The 13,542-nt window shown below is 70.8% G+C and carries 12 protein-coding genes; 3 read left to right on the top strand and 9 right to left on the bottom strand.

Annotated features, from left to right (window positions below):
* Positions 1 to 2: 2 nt before the first annotated feature.
* The 3 genes from melA (ABD466_RS35645) to ABD466_RS35635 are packed head-to-tail and all read right to left on the bottom strand — an operon-like array spanning position 3 to position 3,289.
* A complete protein-coding gene (melA, locus tag ABD466_RS35645) occupies positions 3 to 1,358 on the bottom strand; it encodes an alpha-galactosidase (RefSeq protein ID WP_344661666.1) in 1,356 nt (451 codons plus the stop codon).
* A 6-nt stretch (positions 1,359 to 1,364) separates the two neighbouring features.
* Complete coding sequence (locus ABD466_RS35640; RefSeq protein WP_344661665.1) at positions 1,365 to 2,135, bottom strand: SDR family NAD(P)-dependent oxidoreductase; 771 nt, start codon at positions 2,133 to 2,135, stop codon at positions 1,365 to 1,367.
* A gap of 5 nt (positions 2,136 to 2,140) precedes the next feature.
* Positions 2,141 to 3,289 carry a zinc-dependent alcohol dehydrogenase gene (locus ABD466_RS35635; RefSeq protein ID WP_344661664.1) on the bottom strand — a complete coding sequence of 383 codons (1,149 nt, stop codon included), beginning with the start codon at positions 3,287 to 3,289 and terminating at the stop codon, positions 2,141 to 2,143.
* A 105-nt stretch (positions 3,290 to 3,394) separates the two neighbouring features.
* On the opposite strand from ABD466_RS35635, the gene ABD466_RS35630 reads away from it, so the two are divergent.
* The gene (locus ABD466_RS35630; protein WP_344661663.1) at positions 3,395 to 4,162 is read left to right on the top strand and encodes an IclR family transcriptional regulator; all 768 of its coding nucleotides are present in this window, start codon (positions 3,395 to 3,397) and stop codon (positions 4,160 to 4,162) included.
* 15 nt (positions 4,163 to 4,177) lie between these two features.
* Here ABD466_RS35630 and ABD466_RS35625 read toward each other — a convergent pair whose 3' ends face one another.
* The 6 genes from ABD466_RS35625 to melA (ABD466_RS35600) form a co-directional block, all read right to left on the bottom strand.
* Positions 4,178 to 5,296, bottom strand: coding sequence for a (Fe-S)-binding protein (locus ABD466_RS35625; RefSeq protein WP_344661662.1), 1,119 nt, complete (start codon positions 5,294 to 5,296; stop codon positions 4,178 to 4,180).
* A complete protein-coding gene (locus ABD466_RS35620; RefSeq protein WP_344661661.1) occupies positions 5,293 to 6,681 on the bottom strand; it encodes an FAD-binding oxidoreductase in 1,389 nt (462 codons plus the stop codon). Before ABD466_RS35620 ends, ABD466_RS35625 begins: the two co-directional genes overlap by 4 nt.
* 5 nt (positions 6,682 to 6,686) lie before the next feature.
* Positions 6,687 to 7,511 (bottom strand): carbohydrate ABC transporter permease, encoded by an 825-nt coding sequence (locus tag ABD466_RS35615; RefSeq protein ID WP_344661660.1) that lies wholly within the window; start codon positions 7,509 to 7,511, stop codon positions 6,687 to 6,689.
* Positions 7,511 to 8,464 (bottom strand): carbohydrate ABC transporter permease, encoded by a 954-nt coding sequence (locus ABD466_RS35610; protein ID WP_344661659.1) that lies wholly within the window; start codon positions 8,462 to 8,464, stop codon positions 7,511 to 7,513. The genes ABD466_RS35615 and ABD466_RS35610 overlap by 1 nt, the downstream gene beginning before the upstream one ends.
* Positions 8,465 to 8,545: 81 nt before the next feature.
* Positions 8,546 to 9,922: an ABC transporter substrate-binding protein gene (locus tag ABD466_RS35605; RefSeq protein ID WP_344661658.1), complete on the bottom strand. Its 1,377-nt coding sequence runs from the start codon at positions 9,920 to 9,922 to the stop codon at positions 8,546 to 8,548.
* Between the two features lie 40 nt (positions 9,923 to 9,962).
* The gene (melA, locus tag ABD466_RS35600) at positions 9,963 to 11,270 is read right to left on the bottom strand and encodes an alpha-glucosidase/alpha-galactosidase (protein ID WP_425558829.1); all 1,308 of its coding nucleotides are present in this window, start codon (positions 11,268 to 11,270) and stop codon (positions 9,963 to 9,965) included.
* Between the two features lie 242 nt (positions 11,271 to 11,512).
* Between melA (ABD466_RS35600) and ABD466_RS35595 the strand changes: the two genes are divergently transcribed.
* Both ABD466_RS35595 and ABD466_RS35590 read left to right on the top strand, forming a co-directional pair.
* Positions 11,513 to 12,328, top strand: coding sequence for a DeoR/GlpR family DNA-binding transcription regulator (locus tag ABD466_RS35595; protein WP_344661657.1), 816 nt, complete (start codon positions 11,513 to 11,515; stop codon positions 12,326 to 12,328).
* Positions 12,325 to 13,131 carry an alpha/beta fold hydrolase gene (locus tag ABD466_RS35590; protein WP_344661656.1) on the top strand — a complete coding sequence of 269 codons (807 nt, stop codon included), beginning with the start codon at positions 12,325 to 12,327 and terminating at the stop codon, positions 13,129 to 13,131. The genes ABD466_RS35595 and ABD466_RS35590 overlap by 4 nt, the downstream gene beginning before the upstream one ends.
* Positions 13,132 to 13,542: the final 411 nt, after the last annotated feature.

The following is a 13,542-nucleotide window of genomic DNA, read 5'->3' as shown; positions in this document are numbered from 1 at the left end:
GGTCATCGCCTCCTTGTGATCCCCGGCGGCAGCCACGCCGCGTGCGCCTCGATCAGCTCGTCGCACGCCGCGACGATCGCGTCGAGCGTGAGCGTGGCGGCGGTGTTCGGGTCGAGCATCGCCGCGTGATACACGTGCTCGCGGCTGCCTTCCAGCCCGGCGAGCACCGTCAGCTCGGACACGTTCAGGAACTGCCGGTTGAGCGCCGCGAGCTGCGGCGGCAGCGCGCCGACCGGCCGCGGGTGGAACCCGTCGCCGTCGACCAGGCACGGCACCTCGACGCAGGCCTCCGCCGGCAGGTTGTCGATCAGCCCCCGGTTCGGCACGCTGCCCGGCACCGTGGCCGGCACCCCGGACACGATCGCGGCCATCGCGACGGCCGCCGTCTCCTCCACCGGATCGACGTCCACCGGCTCGCCGCCGGCCAGGCGCCGCCGCAGGTCGTCGTACTCCTGCAGGCTCTCGCGGCTCTGGCGCAGGTACAGGTCCACGTCGATGCCGTGCCGCTGCACCATCGCCTCGTGCGGCAGGAACCAGGGCACGTATTCGGAGCCGTGGTCGCTGGACTCGGTCGGGAAGTAGCCGAGGTGCCGGAACAGCTCGATCCGCACCAGGTTGCCGATCTCCGGACGGTCCTCGATCACCTGCCGCAGCCGGGGATACAGGTCCACGCCGTCCTTCTCGAAGCGCAGCACCCAGGCCTGGTGGTTGACGCCCGCGGTGAGGAACGTGATCTCGTCCTCCGGGATCCCCACCAGCCCGGCGAGGTTGAGCTGCGTGTCGCGGATCGAGTAGCAGAGGCCCACGACCCGCTCGAACGGGGACCCGGCGTAGACCGCCCACGGCACCACGGTCATCGGGTTCGTGTAGTTCAGCAGCCACGCGTCCGGACACAGCTCGGCCATCTCCTCGCCGAGGGCCCGCACGACCGGGATGGTCCGCAGGCCGCGGAAGATGCCGCCGAGCCCGAGGCTGTCCCCGATGGTCTGGCGCACGCCGTACTTGCGCGGGATCTCGAAGTCCAGCCGCAGCGCGTCGAAGCCGCCGACCGCGATCTGGTTGACGACGAAGTCCGCTCCGGCCAGCGCCTTGCGGCGGTCGTCGACGGCACTGATGGTGGGGTGTGCGCCGGTGGCCTCGGCGGTCGCGGCGGCCAGGGCGGCGGCGGTGGCCAGCCGGTCCGGGTCGATGTCGTGCAGGACCAGGTGGCTGTCGCGCAGGACCGGCGACGTCAGCAGATCCGCGAGCAGAGTGCGTGAGAACTCCATGCTGCCCGCGCCCAGCAGGACGATTCTCGTCGCCCTCCCGTCGCCCGCCACCGCCCGTTGAGGAGCCGCTTCGCGGCGCTGCGTTGTCATATGTCATCACATCACAGCGGTCTGTCCGCCGTCGATCACGAAAGCCGCACCGTGCACGAACGACGCCTCGTCGCTGGCCAGGAACGCGTAGGCGGCCGCCACCTCGTCGGCGGTCCCGGCCCGCCCGAGCGGGATCCGGTCGCGGGCGTAGTCGTCGGCGAAGCCTTCGCCCTCGCCCGCGGCGATCGCGGCGTTCAACGGCGTGTCGATGTATCCGGGGCAGAGCGCGTTGACGCGGATGCCGTACGCGCCGAGTTCGACGGCCATGGTGCGGGTGAGCTGCAGGACGGCGCCCTTGGAGGCGTTGTAGTGCGCGTAGTCCTCCTCGCCGCCGATCGCGTTGGTGGAGGCCATGTTGATGATCGAGCCGGACCGGCCGACGGCGACCATGGTCTTCGCGACGCGCTGCGCGACCAGGAACATGCCGCGCACGTTCACGGCCTGGATCCGGTCCCAGTGCTCGGCGGTGATGTCCAGGAACGGCTCGCGCCAGGCGATGCCGGCGTTGTTGGCCAGGACGTCGATGCCGCCGACGGCCTCCTCGGCGATCTCGACGAGGGTGGTGACGGCGGCTTCGTCGGCGACGTCGCAGACGGAACCGGTGACCCGGCCGTCGGCCCGTTCCGCCAGCTCGTCGAGGGCGGTCTCCAGATCGGCCGCGTCGTGGCCGCAGATGTGGACCCGGCAGCCCTCCTCCAGGAAGCGGCGGGCGGCCGCCAGGCCGATGCCGCGGGTGCCGCCGCTGACCAGGACGCCTTTACCGGCCAGTCCGCGCATGGTGCTCAGTCCTCCTCGCGCCGCAGAACGGCCTTGATGATGTCGGTGCGGCCGCCGGCCAGCTCCATGAAGGTGGTGTGGGCGCGGCTCATCGGCACCGGCGTCGCCCAGTCCAGGTCGACGGACGCGGCCAGCGCGACGGCCTCGGAGAAGTCGGCGTCGGAGTAGGCGAAGGAGCCCAGGACGCGCTTCTCGGAGCGGACGATGTCGTTGCCGTCGACGGTGGCCTCGGCCGCGGCCAGGCCGAGCCAGAGCGCGGTGCCGGCCGGGGCGAGGCGTTCCAGCGACGCCGCGCGGGTGGCCGGGACGCCGACGGCGTCGAAGACGATGTCGAAGCCCGAGGCGGGGCCGTAGGAAGTGAGGTCGGCGACGGTCTCGGCGCCCAGTGCCTCGGCGATGGCGCGGCGCTGCGGCGAGGGGTCGGCGACGACGACGTCGGTGGCGCCGCGGTGGCGGGCGACGAGCAGGCACACCAGGCCGATCGCGCCGGCGCCGAGGATCGCTATGGGGCCGGTCGGCTGGGGCGGGGGTGGTGCCGAAGCCGCCGAGACTGTAGAAGCCGACGGGAGGGCGGCCGACGCCGGAGTGACCGGGGCGATCGCCGCGCCTGCGACAGCGGCTCCCGATCCGCCGCCCGCTCCAGCTGTGCCCGCCGTCGCCGCTGTACTCGCCGTCGCCGCCGCTTCAGCCGTCGCCGCCCTCCCGGCCGGTCCCGGCGCGGCCAGTCGCCAGGCGTGCACCGCGTTGGCGAGCGGCTCGATCAGCGCCGCGGCCGTCCAGTCCAGCCCGTCGGGCAGCGCGTGCAGACTCCCGGCCGGCACCGCGACCTGCTCGGCGAACCCGCCGGCCCGGTGCACTCCGAGCAGCTGCCGGTTCCGGCATACCGGGGTACGGCCGGCGCGACAGGCCGGGCAGCGGCCGCAGGTGTGCAGGGGGTTGACCACGACGCGGGTGTCGTCCGGCGTCCGGCCGGCGAACTCGTGGCCCATGATCAGCGGCGGCTTGCGCATCCCGACGCTGCGGAAGCCGTGCAGTTCGCTGCCGCAGATGCCGGAGGCTTCGACCGTGACCAGCACCTCGTCGGCGCCCGGCTCCGGAAGCGGCTCGTCGCGCAGCTCCATCTGCCCGGGCCCGGTGAACACCAACGCACGCATCAGCACCCCTCCATCGGTGGGCCGTCGGTCGGCCGGGGTCCGAGCCTAGCGCAATTCCTTCCTGCGGACTATGATTCCGGTAGGCGGAACGAGAGGGGTGGCGAGATGGCGGCGGAGCAGCCTCCGGCGATGCAGGGTGTTGATAGAGCGTTGCGCACGATCGCGCTGTTGGGAACCCGGGGCGGCGGCTTCTCGCTCGACGAGCTGAGCCGTTCCCTCGGGATCCCCAAGAGCTCGCTGCACCGCATGCTCGCGGTGTTCCGCGCGCACGGCTTCGCCACCCAGCCCGAGGAAGGCGGCCGCTACTACCTGGGCCCCGCGGCGCTGGAGGCGGCGTTCGGGTTCCACGAGGCCATGGACCTGCGGGCCCTGATCCACCCGCTGATCACCGCCGTCCGCGAGCGCTTCGACGAGACCGCGCACATGGCCGTGCTGGCCGGCGCCGACGTGGTGTACCTGGACAAGGCCGAGGCCGGGCACGCGGTCCGGCTGACCTCCGTGCTCGGCGGCCGCAACCCCGCGCACGCCACCGGCGTCGGCAAGGCGATGCTGGCCCAGGTGCTGGCCGACGACGACGCCGTGCACGCCTGGGTCGCCGACCGCGGCCCGCTCGCGGCCCGCACCCCGTACTCGGCCGTCACCGCGGACGAACTGGCCGCGCGTCTGGCGGCGGTCCGCGCGCGGGGCTACGCCGTCGACGACGAGGAGAGCGAACTCGGCGTGCGGTGCGTGGCGGTGCCGGTGTTCTTCGGCGGCCGCACGCCGGTCGCGGCGGTCAGCGTGACGGCGCCGAAGGAGCGGATGCCGTTGGAGACGACCGAGGAGATCGGGCGGGCGCTGCGGGAGATGGTGGACGCTTATCAGCGTCCGTAGTTCTCAGGCCGTTCCTCAGGTCTGCTGCCGACGCAGATAGTCCACGATGTGCACGGCCTTGGTACGGCTCTTGGACTTGCGCAGCCCGGTCTGCAGCTGACGCAGGCAGCCCGGGTTGACGGCGATCACCAGGTCCAGGTCGGCGGCCTCGATCTCGGCGATCTTCTTGGCGAGGATCGCTTTGCTCTCCTTCTTGCGGACCAGGGCGTAGGTGCCGGCGGCCCCGCAGCAAGAGCCGGCGGAAGGCAGCTCGACGTATGTGGCCGTACGGCCGAGGAGCTCGCGCGGCTCCTTCCAGACACCGAGGCCGTTGCGCAGATGGCAGCTGTCCTGAAGGCCGACGCGGAGCGGTCGCTGCTCGGTCTCGGCGTTCTTCAGCAACCACTCGGAGGCCTCGACCACGCGCTCGCGGCCGATCACGTCGGCCAGGTGGGCAGCGCAGCCGCCGCTGGTGGTGACGATCGTGCCGGGGAGGCGCTCGCCGAGTTCGCGGGCGAGCTCGCGGCCCTTGTCGAGTTCGCCGTTGTGGGCGTGGAGGGCGCCGCAGCAGCCTTGGTCCGGGTCGACGGAGAGAGCCGGGTCCAGGGCGGCCATGCTGCGGCTCACTGAAGGGAACAACGCGCGTTCGAAGCAGCCGAGCATCAGAGTGCGCTGTTCGGTGGCCTTGCGCTTGCGGGCACTGAAGCGCACGGCACCCAGGATGCGCAGCACCCACTTGCGGTTCGCGACCATCAGGAGCGGCCGGACGATCCAGGGTCGCTTGAGGCCGGTCCACTGCTTGTCGCGCCACTCCTCCAGGAGGTGGCCGTACTGGACGCCGGCCGGACAGACGGTCTCGCAGGCCCGGCAGCCGAGGCAGAGCGAGGACTCCTCGGCGAGGGTGTCGTCGTCGGGAGCGAGATCACCGGTCTCCAACAGACGCATCAACGTGATCCGGCCGCGCGGCGAGGACTGCTCCTGCCCGGTCATCGCATACGTCGGACAGGCGGGAAGGCAGAAGCCACAAGAGATGCAAGCGTCCAGCAAGTCCTTGCTGAACACCCCGCCAGGCGCGCTCGGCTTCCCCGAACCGTCGGCCGCCGCAGCCGGGCCGGAGCCCGCGGCCATCCCCGATGCGCTGTCGTGCGCGCTCATGACCCCAGCTTCCCGGGGTTGAGCAGACCGAGCGGGTCGAACGCGCTCTTGATCCGGCGCAGCAGCGCCATCTGCTCCGGCCCCAATCGGTGTTCCAGATACGGCAGTTTCGCCGCCCCCACGCCGTGTTCGCCGGTGATCGTACCGCCGAGATCCACTGCGCGGCGGAAGATCTCGTCGAAGGCGGCCGTCGCCGCGTCGATCGCGGCCCGGTCGTCGCCGTCGACGACGGCCGTCGGGTGCAGGTTGCCGTCGCCGGCGTGGCCGAAGGTGCCGATGCGGACGCCGTGCTTCTCCGCCGTCTCGGCGACGAACGCGACCATCTCGGCCAGCTTGGGCCGGGGCACGGTGACGTCCTCCAGGATCGTCATGCTCCCGCTCCGGGCGAGGGCGGGCAGGTTGCAGCGCCGCGCCGCCAGCAGGTCCTCGGCGGCGGCCACCGATTCGGCGAGCTCTATGTGCGTCGCGCGCTGCGCGCACACCTCGGCCATCCGCGCCACCGAGCGGTCCACCGCGTCCGGTTCACCGTCGTCGCCGAACAGCAGCAGGGCACCGGCGTCGCGGCGCAGGCCGAGGTGCGCGAAGTCCTCGACGGCGGCTATACAGACGGTGTCCATGAACTCCAGCGTCGCCGGAGCGGGACCGCTGGCGACGATCTCGCGCACGGCCTCGGAGGCGTCGGTCATGGTCGTGAAGTAGGCGACGCCGTAGCGGGCCGCGGCCGGATTGGGGACCAGGGCCATGGTGATCTCGGTGATCACCGCGAGAGTGCCCTCGGAGCCGACCAGCAGGCGGGTGAGGTCGTAGCCCGCGACGTCCTTCACCAGACGGCCGCCGGTGCGGATGACCTCACCGTCCGGCAGGACCGCCTCCAGACCGAGCACGTACTGACGGGTGACGCCGTACTTCAGACCCCTCAGTCCCCCGGCGCAGGTCGCCACGTTCCCGCCGACCGTCGACGCCTCCTTGCTGCCCGGATCCGGGACATAGACCAGGCCCTCGACGGCGGCCGCGCGGTTCAGCGCGCCGGCGGTGACGCCGGGCTGGCACACCGCCAGCATCTCGTCCCGGCTGACCTCCTTCAGCGCGGTCATCCGCGTGGTCGACAACACGATCCCGCCGGACAGCGGCACCGTCCCCGCGCACAGGTTGGTCCCCGCGCCGCGGGTGGTGACCGGCAGCCGGTGCTTCGTGGCGATGCGCAGCACGCCGGCCACCTCCTCGGTGGTCAGCGGCTGCACCACGACGTCCGGCGCGTGCCGGAACAGCGGGGTGGCGTCCCGTCCGTAGGCGGCGAGCGCCCCCGGCTCGGTGAGCACGCGGTCCCCCAACAGGGACCTGAGGTCGGCGAGGGCGGCGGGTGGGAGCGGAGCGGCGGTCGGCATGGGGCCTACCCTTTCAGACCGCTCAGCGTCATGGTCGCGACGAACTGCCTTTGAGCAGCCACAAAACCGATGATCAAGGGCATAGTGGCCACGACGTTGCCGGCCATGAGCGAGGACCAGTCGGTGCGGTGCATGCCCTGGAAGGTCGTCAGGCCCACCTGGAGCGTGAAGTTCTGCGGGTCGTTGATCGCCACCAGCGGCCACACCAGATCGTTCCAGGAGTTCAGGAGCGTGAAGATGGCCAGGGTGGCCAGGGCCGGTTTGGCCAGCGGCAGGACGATGCGCCAGAAGACGCCGAACGGGCTGCAGCCGTCCAGCCGTCCGGCCTCCTCCAGCTCGTGCGGCAGCGTCAGGAAGAACTGGCGCATCAGGAAGATGCCGAACGCCGAGGTCAGCCAGGGCACGATGGCCGCGCCGAGGGTGTTCACCAGGTGCAGCTTGGAGAACAGCACGTAGGTCGGGATCATCAGCAGCTGGGTCGGGATCATGATGGTGCCGACGACCGCGAAGAACCCGAAGTTGCGGCCGCGGAACTTCAGCCGGGCGAAGCCGTAGCCGGCCAGCGAGCACAGCACCAGGTGCGAGACGACCGACACGGTCGCGACGACCACCGTGTTGAGGATCCAGCGCCAGGCGTGCGGCTCGCCGAAGAAGCCGCGATAGCCGGCCAGGGTGAACCGGGTCGGGATGAACTTCGGCGGGAAGCTGTTGATGTCCTTGTCCGGCATGACCGAGGTGAGGATCATCTGCACCAGCGGCACGGCGAAGATCAGGGCGACCGGCATGAGCAGCAGGTGCCAGGCGCTGAAGGGAAGTCTGCGGGCCCGCATCAGAACGCCTCCACCTTCGCGCGGCGCGAGTACCAAATCATGAACAGGGTGACCAGCATGGTCACGGCGAACAGCAGGTAGGACAGGGCGGCGCCGTATCCGAAACGGGACTCCTGGAAGGCGACCTTGTAGACGTAGTAGACGATGGTCTCGGTGGCGCTCATCGGGCCGCCGCGGGTCGTCGTGTAGACGAGGTCGAAGAGCTGGAGCGCGGTGATCGTCTGCCAGACCGCGGTGAACACCGTGACCGGCGCGAGCTCGGGCAGCGTGACGTGCCGGAACACCTGGCGGCGGTTCGCTCCGTCGACGATCGCGGCCTCGATGGTCTCTTTCGGGATGTCCTGCAGCGCGGCCAGATAGACCACGACGGTGAACCCGATCTGGCCCCACAGCGCGATGATGACGAGCACGATCATGGCCTGGGTCGGCGACTCCAGGAACTTCATGGTGTGCAGGTGCAGGCGGCGCAGGACGTCGTTGGCGACGCCGTAGTTAGGTTCGAAGACGAAGCCGGCCAGGATGCCGGTGGCCGCGGCCGACGCGACGAAGGGCACGAAGATCGCGGTGCGGTAGAAGCCGGAGAAGCGGATCTTCTGGTTCAGCGCGACGGCGAGCAGGATGCCCAGGATGATCGAGACGGGGACGAACACCGCCGTGAAGAACACCGTGTTCCACACTGCGCTCAGGGCGTCCGGGTCGTCGCCGATGCGCTGGTAGTTGCGCATACCGATGGGTTTGGCCGGGGTGAGCAGGTTCCACTTGTGCAGGGATATATAGAACGCCCAGGCGGCGGGGAACAGCGACAGCCCGACCACGACCAGGGTCGGCACGCCGATGAAGCCCCAGCCGGTCAGGTCGGATATACGGCGCCGGCGGCGCTTGGCGGCCTGGCGGACGTGCTCGTCGGAGACGAGGTCCGCGCGGCGGGACATCGGTGGGGCGAGGTGGTCCATCGCGGTCCTATCTTTCTCATGCTGCGGTCGCGAGGTGGGCCCCTTGAGGGGAGGGGCCCACCTCAGTGAGTGGGGACGGCTTTATTGGTTGAGCGCGTCCTCGGACTCCCGCGCCGCCTGGTCCAGCGCCGACTTGGCGCTCCCGTCGCCCTGCAGCACCTTGGCGATGGCGTCGCCGACGTGCTTGGACATCTCCACGTAGCCGGGCACCGTGGGCCGCGACTTGGTGGCGTTGTTCAGGTTGTCGACGAACTTCTGCGCGCCGGGGGCGAAGTCCTTGGCGAACTGCTCGTACTCCGGGGTCTTCTGTTCGGAGGCACGCAGCGGCAGGTTGCCGTTGGCCAGGCTCCACTTCACGTCCCCGTCCTTGGAGGTGAGGTAGAGCAGGAAGTCGCGGGTGGCGGTCGCGCGGGCCACGTCGTGGTGGTCGAGGGCGACCCAGATGTCGGGGCCGGAGACCGTCTCGTGGTTGTTGCCGAAGCCGGGCAGCCGGGTCACGCCGTAGTCGGTGCCGGCGGTCTTCATGTCCTGCAGCGTCCACGGTCCGGTGATCTGCATGGCGATCTTGCCGTCCAGGAACAGCTGCGGGAACTTCTGGTCGGTCTGGTCCAGGTACATGGACTTGTCGTCGACGGCCATCTTCCGGAGGAACTCCAGGGCCTGCACACCGGCGTCGGAGTTGAACGTGGCCTTCTTCCCGTCAGGGGACAGCACGTCGCCGCCCTTCTGCCACAGCAGCGGCCACAGGCGCCAGGTGGTGTCCTCGCTGCCGTCGACCGGGTAGGCGGTCCCGAAGATCCCCTTGCCGGAGTCGGTGAGCTTCTTGGCCGCGGCCCGGAAGTCGTCCCAGCTCCAGTCGTCGGTCGGGTAGGGGACGTGGGCGTCGTCGAAGATCTTCTTGTTGTAGACCAGGCCCAGGTTGTCCACGACCGCGGGGACGCCGATCACCTTGCCGTCCACGGTCGCGGTCTGCCGCGCCGCGCCCGGGAACTCGCCCCAGTCCACGCCGGGCACGGCGACCGAGGAGGTGAGGTCCAGCGTGTGGCCGCTGTGGCCGAGCTGCGAGGCCCAGCTGCCGAAGGCGTAGGAGATGTCCGGGAAGGTGTTGCCGACGAACCCCGCTGAGATCTTCTGCAGCAGTTCGTCAGTGGTCGGCGCGCCCGGCGTGACGTCGATGGTCACGTTCGGGTGCGCCTTGTGGTAGTCGGCGGCCAGATTCTCCAGCGACTTCTCGGCGTCGGCGGTCTGGCCGCTCCACATGGTGAGCGTCACTTTGGTGTTCGGGTCCAGCGGCGAGGAGGACAGCGCGGGCGCGTTCGAGGCGACGTTGCCGTCGGAGCCGTCGGAGCCGGAGCAGGCGGCGGTCAGGGTCAGGGCGGCGACACCGGCCGCGGCGGCGAAAGTGCGGAGCGAGGCGCGGGGGGTGCGCGGGGCGCGAACCGTGAAGCGGCTTCTCAAGATCTTCCTCCGGTGCTCGTGACGGGATTCGAGGGCTGGGTCACCAGCGGACCGGGGTGCGGAGCGCCGGGTGCAGGCGGTCGCCGTGGGCGGCGGTCAGCTCGTCGCACAGTGTCCAGATCTGGTCGACGGGCAGGCCGGCGGCGGTGGCCGGGTCGAGCATCGCGGCCTGGCGGACGTGGCGCGGGTCGCCCTCCACGGCGGCGCGCACGGTCAGTTCGGCGACGTTCAGGAAGGAGCGGTTGAGCGCGGCGCACTGCGCGGGCAGTTCGCCGAAGTGCAGCGGCTGCACGCCGAGCTCGTCGACCACGCAGGGGACTTCGACCGCGGCGCCGTCCGGGAGGTTGGTGATGAGGCCGGTGTTCGGGACGTTGCCGTAGATGCGGCGGCGGGTGCCGGTCACGATGCTGTGGATCACCTGCGGGGCGTACTCGGTGGCGGTGCCCTCCAGCTGGACCGGCAGGCCCGCGGCGAGGGTGGCGCGGGTGGCCTCGTAGCTGGCCACGTTGTCCTCGCTCATGCCGACGTAGACGCCGGGCTCGATGCGCAGGCGGTCGATCTCGGCCTCGCGCGGCAGGTACCAGGGCACGTACTCGGAGCTGTGCTCGCTGGTCTCGGTCGGGTAGTAGCCCAGGCGCCGGTACATGTCGACGCGGACCCGGCGGCGCAGCTCGGGGTCGGCCGCGATCCGCTCGTCGAGCAGCGGGTAGAGGTTCTGGCCGTCGCGCTCCAGCCGGACCAGCCAGGCCTGGTGGTTGACGCCCGCGGAGAGGTGGCTGACCTCCAGCGGGTCGATGTCGAGCACCTCGGCCAGGCCCACCACGGTCCAGTACACCGAGTGACACAGGCCGACCGCTTGGAGCTTGGGGGCCGTTCGCGACAGGTACCAGATGTTCATGGCCATCGGGTTGGTGTAGTTGAGCAGCCAGGCGTCGGGGCAGACCTCGAGCATGTCGGCGGCGATGCCGTCGAGCACCGGGAAGGTGCGCAGCGCGCGGAAGATGCCGCCGATGCCGAGGGTGTCGCCGATGGTCTGCCGCAGTCCGAAGCGCGCGGGGATCTCGAAGTCGGTGCGGGTGGCGTCCAGACCCCCGACGGCGATCATGTTGACGGCGAAGTCGGCGCCGTCCAGCGCCGCACGCCGGTCGGCGTACTCACCGATCTTCGGCGCCGCGCCCAGCTGCGCGGCCACCGAGGCGGCGATCGCGCCGGCGGTGCTCAGCCGCTCCGGGTCGATGTCGTGCAGCCGCAGCTCCACGTCGGCCAGCTCCGGGAAGCCGAGGATGTCGGCGATCAGGTCGCGGGTGAACTCGACACTGCCGGCCCCGATGAAGGTGATAGTCGTCACGCGAAGCATGGTGAACCACAGGAGTCCAAACGCGCAAGAGTGTGCGCTCACTTTGCGCACTTTACGGGCCGGACCGTGACCTGACTGCGCATGGTGCGTGTTTACGCGGAGAGAAACCGGAAATGCTCCCGACTGTGCGCGCAGGCGACGTGCTCATCGCGCAAACCGCGCACTGTGGTTGAATCGTGTAGCGTCCAGCCGGCGCGACCGCCGTATGAACTCCGACCGACGAGGACCTGACCATGGATGTGCCGAGCGACCCGCCAGCCGCGCGCGCGCCGGTGCGCCGCCAAGAGCGCTTCGCGGCGATCCTGGAAGCGCTGGCGCAGACCGGCTCGGCACACGTCGACGAGCTCGCGGCCCGGTTCCACGTCTCCACCGCCACCCTGCGGCGCGACCTGGCACTGCTGGAAGAACAGCGGCTGCTCACCCGGACGCACGGCGGGGCGCGGGCCCAGGACCTGGTCTACGACCTGCCGACGACGCGGGCGAGGGACGCAGGCCACGACGACGTCCGGGCGATCGCGCGGGCCGCGGCGCGGAAGGTGCCGGCCGGTCCGCACGTCGTGGGGCTGACCGGGGGCGCGGCGACCAGCGAGCTGGCCCAGGCCATCGCCGACCGGGCGGACCTGACCATCGTCACGAACGCGTTGAACATCGCCGCGGCGCTGACCGTGCGGCCGCGGCTGAAGGTGATGGTCACCGGGGGCGTCACACAGCCCGGCGGCTACGACCTCACCGGGCCGTGGGCCGAGCAGACGCTGGCCGACGTGTACATCGGCACGGCGTTCGTGACCGCGGACGCGATGGACGCGACGGCCGGGCTGACCGCCGCCAGCGAGCTGGGGGCGCGGACCGCCCTGGCGATGCTGGAACGCGCGCGACGGGTGGTCGCACTGGCCCCGGGGTCGGTGCTGGGAACCGTGATGTTCGCCCGGGTGGCGCCGGTGGGCGCGGTCCACGAGGTGATCACCGACGCTTCAGCCGACGAGGACGCGGTCGCGCAGCTGCGCGCGGCCGGGGTCGAGGTCACGGTGGCCGGGGCGGCGGCCCCGTGAACCGGGAGGCCGGGAAGGCGGTCGCCGGGGACGGCGTCGCGATCGCGTACCAGAGCGCCGGTGGCGACGCCGGCCACGATCGCCCGCTGGTGCTGCTGGCCGGGCAGGCGAACAACCACCGCTGGTGGGACAGCTCGCGCGGCGACTTCGAGGACGCGGGCTACCGCACGATCACGCTGGACTGGCGCGGCGTCGGCGACTCCGACAAGCCGGACGCGCCGTACACCACACGCGGGTTCGCGGCGGACGTCATCGCCGTACTCGACGATCTGGGCATCGCGAAGGCCCACGTCTACGGCACGTCGATGGGCGGCCGGGTCGCGCAGTGGGTGGCCGCCGACTTCCCCGACCGCGTCGACGCACTGGTGCTCGGCTGCACCTCCCCCGGCGGCCCGCACGCGATCGAGCGGGACAAGACGGTCCGGCAGACCCTGGCCCAGACCGACCGGGACGCGGCCGAGCGGTTCCTGCTGGAGCTGATGTACACACCGGCGTACCTGGCCAGGCATCAGGGCCCGTACTTCGTGCTCGGCGACCCGGCCATGCCCGGCTACGCGCGCGGCCGGCACCTCGCCGCCAGCGCCAAGCACGACGCCTGGGACGCGCTGCCGGCCATCACCGCACCGACGCTGGTCGTCCACGGCACCGACGACGTGTTCAACCCGGCCGCGAACGCCCCGCTGATCGCCGAGCGCATCCCCGGAGCACGCAGAGTGCTCATCGAAGGTGCGCGACATGCTTACTTCGACGAGTTCCGCGCGGTCGCGGGGGCCGCGGTGCTGGAGTTTCTCGCTGAGCGCTGACTCGGGCGATGATTCGGGCACTGACTCGGGCGCTGTGGGAGCTGTGGGAGCTGCGGTTGGTCTGTGGTTTTACAATCAAGGGCTTATTACGACCTTCGGCCATGGTGTTGACGGTGCGGGGTTCGGGCTGGTGGGTGGGTGGCTCGGCTGGCGGTTGTGGTGTTCACGATCCCGGCTTGCTTCAGGCCTCTTCGGCTGCGGTTGGTGAGGTGGGCAGCCCGTCTCGGCAGTGGCTGGTCTCGGGGTGGGTGGCTGGTCTCGGGTGTGGCTGGGGTGGCTTGTCTCGGCAGGGCTGGTCTCGGGGTGTTGCTGGTCTCGGCTGTAGTGGTCTCGGGGTGTTGCTGGTCTCGGCTGTAGTGGTCTCGGGGTGTTGCTGGTCTCGTGAGGTGGTGATGGATCCACCTGGACGGT

Origin of the sequence: Catenulispora subtropica, from assembly GCF_039531675.1 — a bacterium.
Taxonomy (GTDB): Bacteria; Actinomycetota; Actinomycetes; order Streptomycetales; family Catenulisporaceae; genus Catenulispora; species Catenulispora subtropica.
This window is presented reverse-complemented; position numbering and strand designations above follow the sequence as displayed.